Source organism: Paracandidimonas soli, assembly GCF_004342005.1.
Lineage (GTDB): Bacteria > Pseudomonadota > Gammaproteobacteria > Burkholderiales > Burkholderiaceae_B > Paracandidimonas > Paracandidimonas soli.
The window spans coordinates 145225-163386 of sequence record NZ_SMBX01000002.1 but is presented as its reverse complement, the minus strand read 5'-3'; the positions used below and the strand labels follow the sequence as shown (position 1 = coordinate 163386).

At 63.7% G+C, this 18162-nt stretch carries 17 protein-coding genes; 6 read left to right on the top strand and 11 right to left on the bottom strand.

Annotated features, from left to right (window positions below):
* Window positions 1-30 precede the first annotated feature (30 nt).
* Complete coding sequence (orn, locus tag EV686_RS04465) at window positions 31-576, bottom strand: oligoribonuclease (RefSeq protein WP_132473967.1); 546 nt, start codon at window positions 574-576, stop codon at window positions 31-33.
* A 48-nt stretch (window positions 577-624) separates the two neighbouring features.
* On the opposite strand from orn, the gene EV686_RS04460 reads away from it, so the two are divergent.
* Both EV686_RS04460 and rsgA read left to right on the top strand, forming a co-directional pair.
* Window positions 625-1887 carry a M48 family metallopeptidase gene (locus tag EV686_RS04460; RefSeq protein ID WP_132473965.1) on the top strand — a complete coding sequence of 421 codons (1263 nt, stop codon included), beginning with the start codon at window positions 625-627 and terminating at the stop codon, window positions 1885-1887.
* Window positions 1880-2782: a ribosome small subunit-dependent GTPase A gene (gene rsgA / locus EV686_RS04455; RefSeq protein WP_132473963.1), complete on the top strand. Its 903-nt coding sequence runs from the start codon at window positions 1880-1882 to the stop codon at window positions 2780-2782. The genes EV686_RS04460 and rsgA overlap by 8 nt, the downstream gene beginning before the upstream one ends.
* A gap of 25 nt (window positions 2783-2807) precedes the next feature.
* On the opposite strand, the gene EV686_RS04450 is transcribed toward rsgA, so the two are convergent.
* Window positions 2808-3539, bottom strand: coding sequence for a CoA pyrophosphatase (locus EV686_RS04450; RefSeq protein WP_132473961.1), 732 nt, complete (start codon window positions 3537-3539; stop codon window positions 2808-2810).
* 348 nt (window positions 3540-3887) lie between these two features.
* On the opposite strand from EV686_RS04450, the gene EV686_RS04445 reads away from it, so the two are divergent.
* Together EV686_RS04445 and EV686_RS04440 are read left to right on the top strand one after the other, a co-directional pair.
* Window positions 3888-5123, top strand: coding sequence for an aspartate aminotransferase family protein (locus EV686_RS04445; protein ID WP_132473959.1), 1236 nt, complete (start codon window positions 3888-3890; stop codon window positions 5121-5123).
* A 166-nt stretch (window positions 5124-5289) separates the two neighbouring features.
* On the top strand, window positions 5290-6564 hold the full coding sequence (locus tag EV686_RS04440) for a cytochrome P450 (RefSeq protein ID WP_132473957.1): 1275 nt from the start codon (window positions 5290-5292) through the stop codon (window positions 6562-6564).
* 106 nt (window positions 6565-6670) lie between these two features.
* On the opposite strand, the gene folE2 is transcribed toward EV686_RS04440, so the two are convergent.
* From folE2 to xseB, 4 genes are all read right to left on the bottom strand, one after another.
* Window positions 6671-7474, bottom strand: coding sequence for a GTP cyclohydrolase FolE2 (folE2, locus tag EV686_RS04435; RefSeq protein WP_132473955.1), 804 nt, complete (start codon window positions 7472-7474; stop codon window positions 6671-6673).
* 161 nt (window positions 7475-7635) lie between these two features.
* Window positions 7636-9555 carry a 1-deoxy-D-xylulose-5-phosphate synthase gene (gene dxs, locus EV686_RS04430; RefSeq protein ID WP_132473953.1) on the bottom strand — a complete coding sequence of 640 codons (1920 nt, stop codon included), beginning with the start codon at window positions 9553-9555 and terminating at the stop codon, window positions 7636-7638.
* A 38-nt stretch (window positions 9556-9593) separates the two neighbouring features.
* Window positions 9594-10508: a polyprenyl synthetase family protein gene (locus EV686_RS04425; RefSeq protein ID WP_132473951.1), complete on the bottom strand. Its 915-nt coding sequence runs from the start codon at window positions 10506-10508 to the stop codon at window positions 9594-9596.
* Between the two features lie 2 nt (window positions 10509-10510).
* On the bottom strand, window positions 10511-10816 hold the full coding sequence (gene xseB / locus EV686_RS04420) for an exodeoxyribonuclease VII small subunit (RefSeq protein ID WP_377748125.1): 306 nt from the start codon (window positions 10814-10816) through the stop codon (window positions 10511-10513).
* A gap of 231 nt (window positions 10817-11047) precedes the next feature.
* On the opposite strand from xseB, the gene EV686_RS04415 reads away from it, so the two are divergent.
* Window positions 11048-12193 carry an aromatic ring-hydroxylating oxygenase subunit alpha gene (locus tag EV686_RS04415; RefSeq protein WP_132473949.1) on the top strand — a complete coding sequence of 382 codons (1146 nt, stop codon included), beginning with the start codon at window positions 11048-11050 and terminating at the stop codon, window positions 12191-12193.
* A gap of 82 nt (window positions 12194-12275) precedes the next feature.
* Here the strand turns inward: EV686_RS04415 and EV686_RS04410 are convergent, their stop codons facing one another.
* Entirely contained in the window at window positions 12276-13148 is an 873-nt protein-coding gene (locus EV686_RS04410; RefSeq protein WP_132473947.1) for a sulfurtransferase, read from the bottom strand.
* 17 nt (window positions 13149-13165) lie between these two features.
* A complete protein-coding gene (locus tag EV686_RS04405) occupies window positions 13166-14050 on the bottom strand; it encodes a DMT family transporter (protein WP_132473945.1) in 885 nt (294 codons plus the stop codon).
* 200 nt (window positions 14051-14250) lie between these two features.
* On the opposite strand from EV686_RS04405, the gene htpX reads away from it, so the two are divergent.
* A complete protein-coding gene (gene htpX / locus EV686_RS04400) occupies window positions 14251-15132 on the top strand; it encodes a protease HtpX (RefSeq protein ID WP_132473943.1) in 882 nt (293 codons plus the stop codon).
* 171 nt (window positions 15133-15303) lie between these two features.
* Here the strand turns inward: htpX and EV686_RS04395 are convergent, their stop codons facing one another.
* The 3 genes from EV686_RS04395 to EV686_RS04385 are packed head-to-tail and all read right to left on the bottom strand — an operon-like array spanning window position 15304 to window position 18133.
* Window positions 15304-16584 carry a TRAP transporter large permease gene (locus EV686_RS04395; protein WP_132473941.1) on the bottom strand — a complete coding sequence of 427 codons (1281 nt, stop codon included), beginning with the start codon at window positions 16582-16584 and terminating at the stop codon, window positions 15304-15306.
* Window positions 16585-16607: 23 nt separating this feature from the next.
* Entirely contained in the window at window positions 16608-17111 is a 504-nt protein-coding gene (locus EV686_RS04390; RefSeq protein WP_243650742.1) for a TRAP transporter small permease, read from the bottom strand.
* Window positions 17108-18133, bottom strand: coding sequence for a TRAP transporter substrate-binding protein (locus EV686_RS04385; RefSeq protein WP_165972497.1), 1026 nt, complete (start codon window positions 18131-18133; stop codon window positions 17108-17110). The genes EV686_RS04390 and EV686_RS04385 overlap by 4 nt, the downstream gene beginning before the upstream one ends.
* Window positions 18134-18162: the final 29 nt, after the last annotated feature.

Below are 18162 nucleotides of genomic sequence, written 5' to 3'. Positions count from 1 at the left end.
ACGGAAGCCCGCCCTGTCGCTGGACGGGTATTACAGCTTGATGAAGTGCTCGCGGTAGTGTTTGAGCTCTTCGATGGATTCGTAGATGTCCGCCAGCGCCTCGTGCTTGCTGTGCTTGACGAAGCTCTTGTAGACTTCGGGCTTCCAGCGCAGCGCCAGCTCTTTCAGGGTGCTGACATCCAGGTTGCGGTAATGGAAGAAGGCCTCCAGGCGCGGCATGTAGCGGAACATGAAGCGGCGGTCCTGGCTGATGGTATTGCCGCACAAGGGCGACTTGCCGGCGGGCACATGCTGCGACAGGAAGGCGATCAACTGGTCTTCGGCCTGCTCTTCGGTCAGCGTGGACGCCTTGACCTTGTCGATCAGGCCGCTGCGGCTGTGGGTGGACTGGTTCCACTTGTCCATGGCGTCGAGCAATTCGTTGCTTTGATGGATCACCAGCACCGGCCCTTCCGCCACCACCGTCAGATCAGGCTCCGTCACCACCACGGCAACCTCGATGATGCGTTCCTTCTCGGGATCCAGGCCCGTCATTTCCATATCGAGCCAGACCAGCCGCTGTTCGTTAACCGCCATATAATTCATTCCTTAAAATAGGCATTTTCGCATATCGCGCAAGGATCCATGTTCACCCTGCTCTTCCTGACCTTCCTGCTGGCCGACATCCTGATCAGGCTGTGGCTGGCTTCGCGCCAGATCCGCCATGTGCAGGCCAACCGCGACCAGGTGCCCCCCGCCTTCGCGGAACGCATCAGCCTGCACAGCCATCAGCGCGCGGCAGACTATACCGTGGATCGCGTCCAGCTGGGCATGGTCGAACGCGTCGTGGAGGCCGGCGTACTGGTCTGTCTGACCTTGCTGGGCGGGTTGCAATTCCTCGATCAGGCGATCGCGCGCGCGATCGAGCACGAACTCCTGCGCCAGTTGGCGCTGATCGGCGCGGTGCTGGCCATCCTGGGCGTCATCGGACTGCCCTTCGCCGCATGGTCAAAATTCCGCCTGGAGGCTCGCTACGGCTTCAATCGCATGACCCCGGGCCTGTTCATTTCCGACACGGTCAAATCCATCATCCTGGCCATGCTCCTGGGTGCCCCGCTTGCCGCCGCCGTGCTGTGGGTCATGCAGAACACAGGAACCGCCTGGACATGGTGGGCATGGGCGCTATGGGTCTTCTTCAACCTGCTCATCCTGTGGCTGTTCCCCACCGTCATCGCGCCGATCTTCAACAAGTTCACGCCGCTGGACAACCCCGAACTCGCGCAACGCATCAATGCGCTGGCCGAGCGCAGCGGCTTCCCTCTGTCGGGCCTGTACGTCATGGACGGCTCGCGCCGCTCCGCGCACGGCAATGCCTATTTCACAGGTTTCGGCAAGGCCAGGCGCATCGTGTTCTTCGACACCCTGCTCAACCGGCTCGACAACGACGAGGTCGAGGCCGTGCTCGCGCATGAGCTGGGCCACTTCCACCACAAACACATCCTGCGCCGCATCATCCTCAGCTTTGCGCTGTCGCTGGTCTTCTTCCAGGCGCTGGGCTGGCTGTCGGGGCAGGTCTGGTTCTACACGGGGCTGGGCGTCATGCCGCAATTCGGCCGGCCCAACGATGCGCTGGCGCTGATCCTGTTTTTCCTGGTGATCCCCGTGTTCACGTTCTGGGTCGGTCCGCTCGCCAGCCGGCTGTCGCGTCGCGACGAGTTCCAGGCCGACGCCTATGCGGTCAGGCAATCCAGCGCCCCGGCGCTGGCCTCGGCGCTGGTCAAGCTCTATGACGACAACGCGGCCACGCTGACGCCCGATCCACTGCACTCGGCCTTCTACGACAGCCATCCGCCGGCCGCCGTGCGCATCCAGCGCCTGGGACCGGCCAGCAGTCCCGCCCATGGCTGAGGCCCAGCGCATCGGCCGCGTTGTCGCGGCCCACGGACGCCACTTCATCGTGGCGCTGGACGACGGCACGACACGCCATTGCTTTCCCAGAGGGAAAAAATCCGGAGCATCGGTCGGCGATCATGTACGCATCAGTCTTCAGGGCAGCGGCGAAGGCGCCATCGACGAAATCCTCGAGCGGCGCAATTTGCTCTACCGCTCGGACCAGATGCGCAGCAAGCAGTTCGCCGCCAATATCGACCTGATCGCCATCGTCGTGGCCGTAGAGCCTTCGTTCTCCGAGGAGCTGGTCAGCCGCGCGCTCGTCGCCGCCGAAACGGCAGACATCGATACCCTGGTTCTGCTGAACAAGGTCGACCTGGCGGACGGGCTTGCCGCCGCCCGGGAACGCCTGGAAATCTTCCGCAAGCTGGGCGTGCGCGTCCTGGAAGTCTGCGCCGTCGATGCCGAGGCCACACGCGGGATTCTGCTGCCCGAACTTCGGAGCCGCACCACGCTGCTGCTGGGCCAGAGCGGCATGGGCAAGTCCACCCTGCTCAATGCGCTGGTCCCCGATGCGCAGGCCGCCACCCGGGACTACTCCACTGCCCTGGATGCCGGCCGCCATACGACCACCAGCACCCGGCTGTATGCGCTGCCCGAAGCGGATGCTGCCCTGATCGACTCCCCCGGCTTCCAGTCGTTCGGCCTGCTGCACCTCAGCCCGGGCGATATCGAGCGCGGCTTCCCAGAGTTTTCCGGGCCGAAGGCGCACTGCCGTTTCTACAATTGCTCGCACCGCAACGAACCCGGCTGCGGCGTGCTGGCCGCGCTGTCGCAAGGCGATATCGCGGCGCAACGCCACGCGCTGTACCTGAAGCTGCTGGACGAAAACGCCAGCCAGGCGCGCTACTAGGCCCGCGAGCCTGCCGGCCCGCGCCCTAACGGCCGGCGGCGGCCTGCAGGAAGCGATAGAAATTGCGGATCAGCGCAGCCGTCGCGCCCCAGATAAAGTGCTCTTCCCACAGCATGGAGAAATACAGCCTGTCGGTGCCGTCGGGCAGTGCGGCGCGGTGCAGGCTGTGCCGCGCGGGGTCCATCAGGACGCTGAGCGGCACTTCGAACACCTCGGCAACCTCCGAAGGGTCGGGCCGCATGCTGAATCCCGGCCTTATCGCCCCGACGATCGGCGTCATGGTGAACCCCGTCGAAGTCAGCATGCTGGGCTGCGTGCCGATGAAATCCAGGTAGACCGGATCGATTCCGACCTCTTCCTGCGTTTCCCGGATGGCGGCGGCAATGGGGTCGCGGTCGGAGGCTTCGATGCGCCCGCCCGGAAAACTGATCTGCCCCGCGTGATCGGAAAGATGCGTCGCCCGGCGGGTGAACAGCACATGCAAGCCATCCAGGCGCTGCACCAGCGGCATGAATACCGCCGCATGCACCAGGCCCGGCTGGCGCAGGCCATGCGCATCGAACAGCTCCGCCAGCAACGGTTCGACCTGCCACGAACCGCCCTGCCGAAATGCCCGGCGGATGAAATCCTCGCTAAGCGCGTCCTGGGGCAAGATGGTTCCGGGCGACAGCGGAACCACGGGCTGCAGCCGCGGATCGAATCCGGGCCTGGTCAGTCGCAGCCGGGGAGTGCCGGAGATGATCGGAGTATTTGCCATGGGGAAGATCCGCGCAGCAACGTCGGTGAAGCAGAATCCAGGCCATGTCCACGCGGAACATGGGAAAATATGCCATGCATACTAACCCAGCGAAAGAAAATTGGCATTTCATCCCTGGCCTGGAGCGGTATTTTCTTCGTCACAGACAAACTGTCGCATTTACACACTGCACTTGTCGCTATCTCCTTGCGGTAGCAAAATGAGGTCTGGACTGCTTTGCCCAGGGTCTGCCAGGAAACAGAAAGCGTACCGAACCGGCGCTGGAAGGCGCGCTTTCCATTTCCTGGCAGACCCTAAGTTTTCCTGGCGTATGCGCAGCCCTTTTCCCATTCATCCGGAGTCATCACAATGTCCCAGAAAGTCCCAGTCACGCGCACCGACTTCGATCGGTACCTGGTCCCCAGCTACGCACCCTCACGGATCGTGCCGGTGCGAGGCCGAGGTTCGCGCGTCTGGGACCAGCAGGGCCATGAGCTGATCGATTTCGGCGGCGGCATCGCCGTCACAGGGCTGGGCCATGCCCACCCCGCGCTGGTTGCCGCCATCACGGAGCAGGCCAACACTCTGTGGCACGCCTCCAACCTGTTCACCAACGAGCCCGCGCTCAGGCTGGCCAGGAAGCTCGTCGAGGCCACGTTCGCCGACAAGGTGTTCTTCGCCAATTCCGGCGCCGAAGCCAACGAGGCAGCCTTCAAGCTGGGCCGCCGCTACGGCGCGAATACCGGTGGCGAGAACAAATACGAGATCGTTTCGGCCATCAACAGCTTCCACGGCCGCACGCTGTTCACCGTCAACGTCACGGGCCAGGCCAAATATTCCTCCGGCTTCGGTCCGCGCATCGAAGGCGTGCGCCACGTCGCCTTCAATGACATCGCCGCGCTGGAGGCCGCCGTCGGTCCGAACACCTGCGCCGTCGTCATCGAGCCCATCCAGGGCGAGAGCGGCGTGATCCCCGCCGATCCGGCCTACCTGAAGCGCGCGCGCGAGCTATGTGACGCCAACAAGGCGCTGCTGATCTTCGACGAAGTGCAGACAGGCATGGGGCGCATCGGCAAGCTGTTCGCCTACGAGCACTACGGCGTGGTGCCGGATGTCCTGACCAGCGCAAAATCCCTGGGCAACGGCTTCCCCATCGGCGCCATGCTGACCACCGACGCCATTGCCGGCCACTTCACGCCCGGTACGCACGGCAGCACTTATGGCGGCAACCCGCTGGGCTGCGCCGCCGCCGAGGTCGCGCTGGACATCATCAACAGCCCTGAAGTGCTGGAAGGCATTCCCGCCCGCCACGAGCGCTTCATGCAGCGGCTGGAGAAGATGGCCAAGGACTACGGCGTTTTCTCTCAGGTGCGCGGCATGGGCCTGCTGATCGGCGCAGTACTGTCTTCGCAGTGGCAGGGCCAGGCGGCGGACTTCGTCAGGGCCTGCGAAGACCAGGACCTGCTGATCCTGCAGGCGGGCCCCAATGTGCTGCGCTTCGCTCCCAGCCTCATCATCGACTTTACCGATATCGACGAGGGCCTGGACCGCCTCGAACGCGCCATCAAGAGCTACATCGGCGCCCACGAAAGCGCCACCGCCTGACGCATTGCAAGCCAGGCTCCGGCCCCACGGCCGGAGCCTCCCTGTCCTGTAGATAAAACATTACCCCAGCCATGGTCTTGCGGGTGTGCAGCCACCCCGTCGCTACAATGGCAAGCTGAGTCTCACAAGCCGCATGTACATGGCGGCCATCCATCAAGACACAGCAATGAGCCAGCCACTCCATCCCGAAGCAGTCCCCGCATCCGACGGCGATGCCGCCATTCACTCCCAGGCCAGCCAGGCCCCCTGTCCCGTCGGCCGACATGCGGCTCCATCGTCCGAAATCCCACACTGGGATCCCCGCTCGAACGCAGTCTTGCAAGACCAGATCGCCGCCTATGATGCAATGCGGCGCACCTGTACATTGGCGCAAAGCGCTTATGGATACACCTCCGTATTCCACCACGCGGACGTACTGCGAGTGCTGCAAGACCACGAAGCGTTCAGCAATGCAGTCTCGCGCTTTCCTTCCGTGCCCAACGGCATGGATCCGCCTGAGCACACACCATTCCGCAAGCTGATCGAGCCCTATTTCGACCGGGATCACATGGATGCCTTCGCGCCGCGCTGTCGGGAAATCTCCGCCCGCCTGGTCGATGGCCTGTCGTCCGGAACCGACATAGAGCTGATCGGCGAGTTTGCGCAGATATTCGCACTGCAGATCCAGTGCGCCTGGCTCGGCTGGCCTTCCAGCCTGCACGAACCCCTGCGCCTGTGGACTCTCAAGAACCAGGCAGCCACACTGTCGCGCGACCACGAGGCGCAAAAAGCGGTGGCATGGGAATTCGACGGCTATATCAGGGATCTGCTTGCGGCAAGGCGCGACGCCGGAGACGCCGCCCCCGACGACATCACCACGCACCTGCTGCGCAACAACGCATTGGGCCGCCTGCTGACGGAAGAGGAAATCATCAGCATCCTGCGCAACTGGACGGTGGGCGAACTGGGAACAATCGCGGCATCCATCGGGATCATCGCGCACTATCTTGCGACGCACCCCGACGTCCAGCGCCAGTTGCGCGACGACTTTTCGCTGCTGCCGGCGGCCATCGACGAGATCCTGCGCATCCACGCTCCGCTCATCATGAATCGCCGGGTAACGACAAGGCCGGTCGAGCTGGGCGGATATGCACTGCCGGCCGGTACCCGCATCGCCATCCTGTGGGCCTCGGCAAACCGGGACGAGGCGGTATTCGGCTGTCCCGACGAGTTCCGCCTGGATCGCGATCCGGCCCTGAACCTGCTCTACGGCGCCGGCGTCCACGTCTGTCCGGGCGCACCGCTGGCGCGGCTGGAACTCCTGGTCGTCACGGAGGCCTTGCTGGCAGGCACATCATGGCTGGCGGTCAGCGAAGGCCGCCCGCCGGCCAAGGCCTGCCTTCCCGGCAGCGGGTTTTCATCCCTGTTCGTGAGAATCGACAAGGCGCAGGCAGCTGCGTAGACCTTTGCCCGTGCCGGGGCCTCGCTTCACAACCCACCCGCCGCCTGCATGCCGTTCGGATCCACCACCAGGCACAGGACAGTCCGCAGGGACTGCCCTGTGTCCATCACCCTTCTACAACTGCGTAGGCGGAGTGGTTGTGGATGGATTCGAAGTTTTCGGCCTGCACCCGGTAGGACGTCAGGCCCGGCAGCTTCCTGACCTGGCCGGCGACGTCGCGCACCAGGTCTTCGACGAATTTCGGATTCTCGTAGGCGCGTTCGGTGACGTATTTCTCATCGGTCCGCTTCAGCAGCCCCCAGAGCTCGCTCGAACCTTCCTTCTCGATGGAGCGGATCAGGCCGTCGATATCCAGCGAGGAAAGATCGTCCAGCGCCACGGTCACCGTAACGTGCGAGCGCTGGTTATGGGCGCCGTATTCGGAGATGGCCTTGGAGCACGGACACAGGCTGGTGACGGGCACCAGGACCGACAGTTCGAACGCCACGCCGTTTTCCGCGGCCCTGGCCACCCAGGTCAATTCGTAGTCCATCAGGCTGGTGACGCCCGACATTGGCGCCGTCTTGTTGATGAAATACGGGAAATGCACCGTAATGTCGCCCTTCTGCGCATTGAGCAGGGGCAGCATCTCGCGCGCCAGGTCGCAGAACAGCGCAGGAGTCAGCGCAGTGGTGCGCGACTTTTCCAGCAGCGCCACGAAACGGGACATATGCGTGCCCTTTTCATGGGCGGGCAGCGCAACCGTCAGTTCCCATTGGCCGATCGTCGGCAGAGGCTGGCCGTCGCCGCCGGCCACCAGCATCGGATGGCGCACGCCCCTGATGCCGACGCGCTCGATGGGGATATGACGCAGATCGGTGCTGCTCTGCACATCAGGCATGGCAACAGCCGAATCAATAACAGAATTCATGATGATAATTACCCGACGGAAACCCGTTCGATGAAATTGGACGCTGCCCGGCAGCGCCGCCCCGTTTTTCCTGTGGCGGGGCGAAATAAGCGGAAAATGTACTTTAAACCATATTCCGCCCGAGAGCCAAACAACCGCATGTCATATCATGCAGTCCTGGCTCAGGCGGAATGCCTGTCAGGCGTCGAAGCTTCAATCGTAACCTGCTTTTCCATGCTTTTCAGCAATGAGGAAAAGCGCTTGCGAATGGACGCTTCGATGCCCGCGCCGTCCAGGCCGATTTCGGACAGAATGGCCGCCTGGTCGCCGTGATCAATGAACCGGTCCGGAATACCGAGCGCCAGCACAGGCTTTTCGATGGATTCGGCGCTGAAAAACTCCATGACCGCGCTGCCCGCGCCACCCATGATCGCCCCTTCTTCCAGCGTGGCGAAAGCGTCGTGGCTGGCGGCCAGCTCGCGCAACAGCGCCTCGTCCAGCGGCTTGACGAAGCGCATGTCCACCAACGTGGCATCCAGGGCCTCGGCGGCCTGCAGGCCGGCCTGCGCCAGCGTGCCGAACGCCAGGATGGCGATCTTGCGTCCTTCCCTGCACACCACGGCCTTGCCGATGGGCACCTCGTCCAGCGATGCGCCAGCCTCGGCTCCCCGGCCCGCACCTCTGGGATAGCGTACCGTGGCCGGCCCGGGATGGCGATAACAGGTGCTCAGCAGCAGCCGCGCTTCGTGCTCGTCCGAAGGCGTCGCCACCACCATGTTGGGGATGCAGCGCGTATAGGCGATGTCATAGTTGCCCGCATGCGTGGCGCCATCGGCACCCACGATGCCGGCCCGGTCCAGCGCGAATGTGACATCCAGGTTCTGCAAGGCGACGTCGTGGATCAGTTGATCGTAGCCTCGCTGCAGGAAAGTGGAATAAATGGCGACCACAGGCTTGGCGCCGTCGCAGGCCAGGCCCGCGCCGAAGGTGACGGCATGCTGCTCCGCGATGCCCACGTCGAAATAGCGCATGGGGAAGCGCTTTTCGAACTCCACCATGCCGCTGCCCTCGCGCATGGCGGGGGTAATGCCCACCAGCCGCTCGTCGACCTGCGCCATATCGCAAAGCCATTCGCCGAATACCTGGGTGAACGTCCGGCGCGACGGCTTGCCCGAAGACTGGATGCCGACGGCGGGATCGAACTTGCCCGGCCCGTGATAAAGCACGGGATCCGCCTCGGCCAGCTTGTAGCCCTGGCCTTTGCGGGTCACGACGTGCAGGAACTGCAGGCCGCCCAGCTGGCGCAGATTCTCCAGCGTGGGGATCAGCGCGTCCAGGTCGTGGCCATCGATGGGCCCCACATAATTGAAGCCCAGCTCCTCGAACAAGGTGGCGGGCGCGATGATGCCCTTGGCATGGCCTTCGAACTTCCGGGCCAGTTCCAGCACCGGCGGGACGTGCTGTAATACGGCGCGCCCCACGTTCTTCGCCGTGGCGTAGAACTGGCCCGAAAGCAGCCTGGCCAGATACTGGTTCAAGGCGCCCACGGGAGGGGAAATCGACATGTCGTTGTCGTTCAGGATGACCAGCATGTTGATGCCCGGGATGACGCCGGCATTGTTCAGCGCTTCGAACGCCATGCCCGCCGTCATTGCGCCGTCGCCTATTACTGCGATGTGCTGGCGCTGGCGCTGGCCCGCATTGCGCGCCGCCACCGCCATGCCCAGCACCGCCGAGATCGAGGTGGACGAGTGCGCCGTACCGAATGCGTCGTATTCGGACTCCGAGCGCCTGGGGAATCCGGAAATCCCGTCCTTCTGGCGCAGCGTGCCCATGCCTTCGCGGCGACCTGTCAGGATCTTGTGCGCATAGGACTGGTGCCCCACGTCCCACACCAGGCGGTCGGAAGGCGTGTTGAATGCATAATGCAGGGCGACCGTCAGCTCGACAGTGCCCAGATTGGATGACAGATGTCCGCCGGTGCGCGACACGGACTGGAGGATGAACTGGCGCAACTGGGTTGCAACGGTCTTCAGTTCCCGCCGGTCGAGTCCGCGCAGATCGGATGGCGAATGGATCTGCTCGAGAGATATCGTTGACATAGAGGTAATGATACCTTGTTCAGTGCAGGCTTTCGGCGCTATCGGTCGCGGCCGACGATGAAATCCGCCAGCTCGGCCAGCCTGCCCGACGCGGTTCCCAGGGGCCTCAGCGCCGTATGCGCCGTATCGCGCAGTTCGAGCGACAGCGAACGGGCGTCGCCCAGGCCCAGCAGGGAAACATAGGTCGGCTTGTTGCTGGCCTCGTCCTTGCCCGCAGTCTTGCCCAGCGTCGCGGTATCCGCGGTCACGTCCAGAATGTCGTCCGCCACCTGGAACGCCAGGCCGACGGCCTGCGCATAGGTCTCCAGGCCCGCGCGGACGGTGGAGCTGGCTCCCGCCACGATGCCGCCCAGCAACACGCTGGCTTCCAGCATTGCGCCGGTCTTCATGACATGCATCTGCTGCAGTTGCTCGCGCGTCAGGCTGCGGCCCACGCTGGCGCAGTCGATGGCCTGTCCACCCACCATGCCCTGGCTGCCGGCGGCCCTGGCCAGCAGTACCGTCGCCTGCACTGTCAGCGCCGGCGCGATCGGCATTTGCGACAGGACCTCGAACGCCAGCGGCTGCAAGGCGTCGCCCGCCAGCATGGCGGTTGCCTCATCGTACTGCACATGCACGGTCGGCTTGCCCCGGCGCAGATCGTCGTCGTCCATGCAGGGAAGATCGTCATGCACCAGGGAATAGGCATGGATCAGTTCGACGGCCGCCGCCGCGTGGTCCAGCGCAATTTCCTGCGCGGACGCGGATATGCCCGGCGTCAGGCTGGCTTCTCCGGCCGCATAGACCAGCGCCGCGCGTATGCGCTTGCCGGATCCCAGCACCGCATAACGCATGGCCTCGTGCAGATGGGGCGGCAGCGTCGCCGGCTCGGGTAGCAATTCATCCAGCACCGACTCCACCTGCTGCGCGCGCGCCTTTAGCCAGTCGCCGAACTCTGCCCGCGTGTCGCCCATCTTCAATCCTCGCCGTCCAGGGTGTCTTCGTTCAGCGAGCGCAGCAGATTGTCCTGCAGGACCTGCACCCGTTGCTCCGCCGCATCGAGGCTTTTCTGGCAGATGCCGACCAGCTCCACGCCTTTGGCATAGGCCTTGATGGACTGCTCCAGAGGCAGGTCGCCCCGCTCCATCTGCCCGACCAGCGCCTCCAGTTGCGCCAGCGCGGCCTCGAAATCGGGCGCGCCCGCGTCATCCGGCTTGGCCTGCCCGGCGGCCTCCTGGTCGAGATCCAGCATGGCATTGGTGTTCGTATTCTGCTTTCCCATAGACATCATTCCATCATCAATACCGGAATTGTACGTGAAGCCCGAGCACAGGGCAGTCCTCCGAGGACTGTCCTGTGCCTGACGAATCCGGGCGGCATGCAGGCCGCGCGGTGGAGCGCAAGCCGAAGGCGCAGCGTGGGGGCATTTCTTGTGCGGTACAATTCGCGGTCCAGGCATCCGGCCAACCATTTCAATGCCGCCGCATTCCGGCCTTATTCAGCGGGGTGAATCATGACCGATACCGGTCGAGCCGCGCGACTGGCACCGGCCCTGTCCCAATTGCCCGTCAGCAGCTACTTCGACGAATCCATCTTTGCCCAGGAACAGGAACGCATATTCAAGCGCTCCAGTCTCTATGTCGGCCACGAAAAACTCGTTCCCTCGCCTGGCGACTGGCGCACCCTCGCCCAGGAAAAGGCCGGCCGCATGCTGCTGCGCACGCCCGAAGGCGTGCAGCTCATGTCCAATGTATGCCGTCACCGCCAGGCCATCATGCTGGGCGGCCAGGCCGGCAACGTCACGGACCATGCCTGTGCCAGCGGCAATCTGCAGGGCACGGGCGGCAACATCGTCTGCCCCATCCATCGCTGGACGTACAACCAGTCGGGTTCGCTCATCGGCGCCCCGCATTTCTCCGAAACGCCTGGGTTGAACCTGCAGGCTTATCCCCTTCGGCACTGCCATGGACTGCTGTTCGAAGGCGCAAGGGACCCGGCCGCCGACATGTCGGCCCTGTTCTCGCGGCCCGAGTTCGACCTGTCCGGCTATGTGTTCGACCACATGGAAGTCCACCGCTGCAACTACAACTGGAAGACCTTCATCGAAGTCTACCTGGAGGACTACCATGTCGCCCCCTTCCACCCCGGACTGGGGCACTTCGTCACCTGCGACGACCTGAGCTGGGAGTTTTCCGACTGGTACAGCCTCCAGCGCGTGGGCGTGAACCAGGCGCTGAACCAGCCGGGTTCCGACGTCTATCGCCAGTGGCACGACCGCCTGCTGGATTACCGGGGCGGCGAGGCCCCGGACTTCGGGGCTATCTGGGTCACCTACTTCCCCACTCACATGATTGAGCTCTATCCCCATGTGGCCGTGCTGTCGACGCTGTACCCGGTCAGCCCCCAGGAAACCGTCAATATCGTCGAGTTCTACTACCCCGAGGATATTGCCGCGTTCGAGCGCGAATTCGTCGAGGCGCAGCGGGCCGCCTATATGGAAACCGCCATCGAGGACGACGAGATCGGCGAGCGCATGGACGCCGGCCGGCGCGCCCTGATGCAGCGCGGCGTCAGCGAGTCCGGCCCATATCAATCCCCCATGGAAGACGGCATGCTGCATTTCCACGAGTGGTATCGCCGGATGATGGAACACCCCTGAGCCGCCAGTGATCCGGACGAAAAAGGCGGTCAATTCAAATCGAGACCGCCTTTTTCTTTTCTTCATTTGCGCGATAAACGCATCACCCTCTGGCCACCGGCCTCTCGGGATCGCTGCACCACTCGCTCCATGAGCCATGATACAGCCTGGACCCCTGCAGGCCCGCCAGCTCCATGGCGAACAGGTTGTGCGAAGCGGTGATGCCCGAGCCGCACTGGTGCACAACCTGTTCCGGGGGAGTATCGCCCAATGCCTCGAGAAACTCGCTGCGCAGCGCTTCGGACGACTTGAATCGCCCTTCGGGCGTCATATTGGCCGTGTTCGGACGGTTCAGCGCTCCCGGGATGCGTCCCGCAACGGGATCGATGGGTTCCTGCTCGCCCCTGTAGCGCTCCGGAGAACGCGCATCCAGCACGGTAAAGGCAGGTTTTTCGGATCGGATGTTTTCCAGCACCTGGTCGGCTGTGACGACCTGCATGACAGGTTTGCCCGACCACCCAGCACTTTGTATGGCCTGGGCCTCGGTCACGAGGGAGGCCGGCGCCGCGGTATCGACCTTGCCGCCAGCGGCAACCCACGCCGCCCAGCCGCCGTCCAGCACCCGGACGCGCTCATGCCCCAGCCAGCGCAACAGCCACCACAGATGCGCGGCAAATGCGCCGCCACCCGAATCGTAGGCCACCACCTGTTTTTCCGGCGACAGGCCGTGCAGACGCATCAGCACGGCAAAATCACCGCGATCCGGCAAGGGGTGGCGGCCGTTCTTTCCTGTGCGCTGCCCGGACAGCTCGGTTTCGTGATCCAGAAAGATGGCGCCGGGAATGTGTCCCTGCGCATAGTCCCGGGCGCCAGCGTCATGATCGGCAAGGTCGTGTCTGACGTCGAACACCAGCAGTCCTTCGCCTGCCGCCAGTGCTTTCTTCAGCTCATGCGCCTCGATCAGCAAATGTCCCATGATTTACCTCCTGCGATTTACTCTGCGGCAGTCTGCCCCGCCTGGCCGCGCATGAGCCTGTCTTCCGAATAGGTACGCCAGGTGGACAGCAGACCCGCGGAAATGATCAGCGCCATACCAAGCCATGCGATGGCATCGGGGATGTCATCCCAGAACAGGATGCCCAAGCCCGCGCCTGCGATAATGGTGGTGTACTGAAGAACCGCTGTCAACAGCGCCGATCCCAGGCCAAACGCCCTGGTCATGGCCAGCTGCCCGACCAGCCCCGAAAGGCCGATGCCTATCAGCGCCAGCCAGCCATCGGCGTGAATGGGCGTCCAGCCATAGACGGCCAGTCCGCCAAAGCTGCTGAGACAGACGAAACAGGAAAAAATGAAAACCGTGCGCCACTCCGGCTCGCCGATACGGCCCAGGCTGCGGATCTGCATCATGGCCGCCGCCGACAGGCAGCCCGCCCCAAGGCCGACGGAGGCGGCAAGCCACTGGTCGTCTCCCAGGCTGGGCCGCAGCACGGACAGGACCCCCAGGAACCCGAGCACGACCGATGCGACGCGCACCATGTCGCGCTGGCCGCCGCCCCAGCCCAGCATCCAGACCGCGATGAAGAGCGGCGACGTATAGTTCAGGCTGATGGCGGTGGAAAGCGGCAGGTGGGTCAGTGCAAAGAAGCCCATCCACATGGAAACGATACCCGTGCCGTTACGCAGGATATGGGGTTTCCATTGCTTGGGGCGCAGGGAACGATGTGTCGTATGCGCCCAAACCAGCAACAGCAGGACGGAAGGCAGGCCGCGGAACAGGACCACCTGGGACAGCGATACGCCGGATTCGCCAGCCACTTTGACGCATGCACCCATGATGGCAAACATGACACACGCCAGGAGCATCCACAGAGACTGCATGTTCGAAACCGGTATCAGAGGAATGAGCAAAGACGTTACTATACCCTCGAACCTGGAAAAATATCTGGCCAAGGGGCTTTAAAAATACGGAACCTGACCTTATCTGACATATCCAATGCCACAGACTGCGCAAGCAGCCCAAAAACGCATGACCCATCCCTGGGTTCGGCTTGTCCCAAAGACCAACCGGAAACCGCTACATGAAACGAATTTTCCTCTTCCTTCTCACCAACATGGCCGTGCTGCTGGTACTCAGCGCCACGATGAATGTGCTCGGCGTCGGCCGCTTCCTGACCGCGGAAGGCCTGGATCCGACACAGCTGCTGATTTTCTCGGCTCTGATCGGCTTTACCGGCGCCATCATCTCCCTGCTGCTGAGCAAATGGATGGCCAAGCGAAGCACCGGCGCCCGGGTCATCGATCCGCAGGCGCCAGGCAATGCGCGCGAGGCATGGCTGGTCGATACCGTGCATCAGCTGGCCGACCGCGCCGGCATCGGCAGGCCCGAGGTTGCCATCTACGAAGGCGCTCCCAATGCCTTCGCCACCGGCGCCTTCAAGAACGACTCGCTGGTCGCCGTCTCGACCGGTCTGCTGGAAAGCATGACGGAAGAGGAAGTCGCGGCTGTTCTCGGCCATGAAGTCGCGCACATCGCCAATGGCGACATGGTCACCCTGACGCTGATCCAGGGCGTCGTGAACACCTTCGTCATCTTCTTCGCCCGCGTCGTGGGCTATTTCGTGGACCGCGTCCTGCTCAAGAACGACCGGGGCGTGGGTATCGGTTACTACGCCACCGTCATCGTCTGTGAAATCGTGTTCGGCATCCTGGCATCGCTGGTCGTCGCCTGGTTCTCCCGCCAGCGCGAATATCGCGCGGACGCCGGATCGGCCCAGTTGCTGGGCTCGCGCGAACCCATGATCCGCGCTCTGGCGCGGCTGGGCGGCGTGGAAGTCAACGATCTTCCCAAGACATTCCAGGCTTCCGGCATCGCCAGCGCCAAGGCGGTCTCGGCCATGTTGGCGTCGCACCCGCCCATCGAGGCCCGCATCCACGCGCTGCAGGCGGCTCAGCACCTGTGATTCCCCGCCTCCGGCAACGCCGGGGCGGTGATTCGCCGAACGTGCCGCCAAGGAAACGGCCAGCCCCTTCCGGGACTGGCCGTTTTTCATCGCCGGGTCGCCCCATGATGAAAAGCGCACCCTCGGGGATGAGCTCGGACTGAAGTCCGAGGCTTGCGCTTGGGCGCGTGGTCAATAGAGCCAGCTGGCGGGCACAGTGATCAGGCTGGGGAAAAGGATGAACAGCAGCAGCAGGCCCACCTGGGCCACCAGGAACGGCCACACTCCCTTGACCACCGCACCCAGATCGACCCGGGCCACGCCCGCCACGACGTTGAGCACCACGCCCACCGGCGGCGTCAGCAGGCCAATGGCGTTGTTCATGATGAACAGCACGCCAAAATAGATGGGATCGATGCCCGCCTGCTTGACCAGCGGCATCAGCACCGGCGTCAGAATCAGCACGGTAGGCATGAAATCCAGCGCCGTGCCGACCACGACCACCAGCGCCATCATCATGAACATCAGCAGGATCTTGTTTTCCATGAATGGCTCCAGGATCGCCGAGATCTGGCTGGGCACATCGGCAATCGTGATCAGCCAGGCCGACACCATGGCGCAGGCGACCAGGAACATAACGACGCTGGAAACCTTGGCCGCCGACAGCATCAGCTCGGGCAACTGCGACCATTTGATCTGGCGATAGACAAACATGCCCACCAACAGCGCATAGACCACGGCTACCACGGCCGCCTCGGTCGGCGTGAACACGCCGAACCTCATGCCGCCGATAATGATGACGGGCATGCCCAGCGCCCATACGCCATCGGCGATCGCGCGACGCAGCTCTGCGGCGTCGAAGCGCTTGTCCTCGACGGGAGGCGCCTCACGCCGGGCGCAGATCCACCAGGTCACCCACAATGTCAACGCCATCATCAGGCCGGGAAAGACGCCTGCCAGGAACAGCTTGGTGATCGACACCTGCGCGGCCACGCCAAACACGATGAATCCGATCGAAGGCGGAATCACCGGCGCGATGATGCCGCCCGCGGAGATCAGGCCGGCCGCGCGCGGAATGTTGTAGCCGCCCTTGCGCATCAGGGGGATCAGCACGGCTGCCAATGCCGCCGAATCGGCGACCGCCGACCCGGAGATGCTGGCCAGCACCAGCGCGCCGATGATGGCCACATAGCCCAGGCCGCCGCGAATATGGCCCACCAGCGCCTGCGCCATGGCGATGATGCGATTGGACATGCCTCCGGCATTCATCAGCTCGCCGGCCAGCATGAAGAACGGGACAGCCATCAGGGGGTAGTTGTTGGTGCCTTCCAGCAGGTTCTGCGCCAGGATCTGCGCATCGAAATTACCCAGGAAGAACATCAGGCAGATGCCGCAGACGAGCAGCGCGAAGGCAATCGGCATGCCCAGGCTCATGGCGCCCAGCAGCGACAATACGAAGATTGCAATAGTCATTTTTATGGCTCTTGATTGGCTGGTTACTCGGTGACTTCCCCGTTATTGGGCACCAGCTCGCTGGCAGGCATCCGTCCGGTGACCTGCCGCCACAGATCGTGCAGCAGCACCCAGGCCATGCCCAGGCTGCAAATCAGCAGCGAGGAAAACACCAGGCCCATCGGAATGCCGGTCACCGGCGCGTGATCGACCATCGCCAGCTTTACCTGCACCCAGGTGCCCCAGGCCATCGTCAGGCAGCAACCCAGCATGATCAGATCGGAAGTGAAACGCATGAGGCGTCGCCAGGGCACCGGCACCGCAGCGATCAGGCTGTTCATGCCCAGGTGCGAGCGATACGCCATGGTCAGCAGCGCGCCCATCAGCGTCAGCCACATGAAGATGAAGCGCGACACCTCCTCCGAGAACACCAGGCCCGAATTGAAGGCGTAGCGCAGCACCACGTTGCCGAACACCAGCACGACCATCAGCCCCAGCAGAATCACCAGCAGCCATTCGATCGCCTTGAGAATGACGCGGGGGATCATTTCGCGCCTCCCGCCTGGCTGCTTGCGGCCAGGGCCTGCCGGAACTGCTCGGTCACATCGGCGCCCGATACCGCGGCGTGCTTGTCGATCACGCCCTGCAGCGCCTCGCGCATGCGTTCGCGCTCCTCAGGCGCCACGTCGTTGATCTGCATGCCCAGGCCGACCAACTCCTCGCGCAGCTTCGCGTTGAGCTCGCGGCTGGTCTGGCGCTGGTACAGCGTAGCCTCGCGGGCCACCTCGCGCAGCAGTTGCCGGTCGCTCTCGGACAGGCGGTCCCAGAACTTGCCCGAAGCCACCAGCACCAGCGCGTCATAGGCATGGCCGGTGGTGGAGAGATACTTCTGCACGTCGTAGAACTTCTGCGCATGCACCACCGTGTAGGGATTCTCCTGGCCATCGACCGCCCGCGTTTCCAGCGCGGTGAACAGCTCGGTCACCGCCAGCGGCACGGCATTGGCGCCCAGGCCGTTGAACATGTCGATGTAGAGCGTATTTTGCATGGTGCGCACTTTCAGGCCGCGGATATCCTCCACGCGCTCGACCGGGCGACGGCTGTTGGTCAGGTTGCGAAAACCGTTTTCCCAGAACGCCAGGCCCACCATGCCGACCGCGGGCAAGCGGTCCAGCAGGCTCTGCCCGAAGGGGCCGTCGAGCACCGCGTCGGCCTGGGCCTCGGAAGCGAAGGAGAACGGCATGCCGATGATGCCGAACGATTTATCCAGGTTGGCCAGCGTGGCTGTCGACGGCACCGTGAACTCCTGCGTGCCGCCGCGCAGCGCGGCCTGCATCTGCTGGTCGCTGCCCAATTGGCCGTTGGAGAACACGGCGATCTTGATGCGGCCGTCACTTTTCTGCTCGACCAGCTCGGCGAACTTGCGCGCTCCCATCGTCTGCGGATGGGAGTCAGGCAGGCTGGTGCCCAGCTTGGCCTTGATCTCCTGCGACCAGGCCGGCGCGGCGCCGCCCACGACCGCCGCCATCGTCAGCGCCGCGATAGTACGCAGCCATGTTTTGCGATGCATTTTCATCGATGTCTCCTTTGCTGTTTTTC

Coding starts and splice junctions, on each gene's coding strand:
- EV686_RS04395 (WP_132473941.1), bottom strand. CDS start 16,584: ATGACTATTGCAATCTTCGTATTGTCGCTGCTGGGCGCCATGAGCCTG.
- EV686_RS04440 (WP_132473957.1), top strand. CDS start 5,290: ATGAGCCAGCCACTCCATCCCGAAGCAGTCCCCGCATCCGACGGCGAT.
- EV686_RS04410 (WP_132473947.1), bottom strand. CDS start 13,148: ATGGGACATTTGCTGATCGAGGCGCATGAGCTGAAGAAAGCACTGGCG.
- dxs (WP_132473953.1), bottom strand. CDS start 9,555: ATGTCAACGATATCTCTCGAGCAGATCCATTCGCCATCCGATCTGCGC.
- htpX (WP_132473943.1), top strand. CDS start 14,251: ATGAAACGAATTTTCCTCTTCCTTCTCACCAACATGGCCGTGCTGCTG.
- EV686_RS04405 (WP_132473945.1), bottom strand. CDS start 14,050: ATGCAGTCTCTGTGGATGCTCCTGGCGTGTGTCATGTTTGCCATCATG.
- EV686_RS04445 (WP_132473959.1), top strand. CDS start 3,888: ATGTCCCAGAAAGTCCCAGTCACGCGCACCGACTTCGATCGGTACCTG.
- EV686_RS04415 (WP_132473949.1), top strand. CDS start 11,048: ATGACCGATACCGGTCGAGCCGCGCGACTGGCACCGGCCCTGTCCCAA.
- EV686_RS04460 (WP_132473965.1), top strand. CDS start 625: ATGTTCACCCTGCTCTTCCTGACCTTCCTGCTGGCCGACATCCTGATC.
- EV686_RS04390 (WP_243650742.1), bottom strand. CDS start 17,111: ATGATCCCCCGCGTCATTCTCAAGGCGATCGAATGGCTGCTGGTGATT.
- folE2 (WP_132473955.1), bottom strand. CDS start 7,474: ATGAATTCTGTTATTGATTCGGCTGTTGCCATGCCTGATGTGCAGAGC.
- orn (WP_132473967.1), bottom strand. CDS start 576: ATGGCGGTTAACGAACAGCGGCTGGTCTGGCTCGATATGGAAATGACG.
- rsgA (WP_132473963.1), top strand. CDS start 1,880: ATGGCTGAGGCCCAGCGCATCGGCCGCGTTGTCGCGGCCCACGGACGC.
- EV686_RS04385 (WP_165972497.1), bottom strand. CDS start 18,133: ATGCATCGCAAAACATGGCTGCGTACTATCGCGGCGCTGACGATGGCG.
- xseB (WP_377748125.1), bottom strand. CDS start 10,816: ATGGGAAAGCAGAATACGAACACCAATGCCATGCTGGATCTCGACCAG.
- EV686_RS04425 (WP_132473951.1), bottom strand. CDS start 10,508: ATGGGCGACACGCGGGCAGAGTTCGGCGACTGGCTAAAGGCGCGCGCG.
- EV686_RS04450 (WP_132473961.1), bottom strand. CDS start 3,539: ATGGCAAATACTCCGATCATCTCCGGCACTCCCCGGCTGCGACTGACC.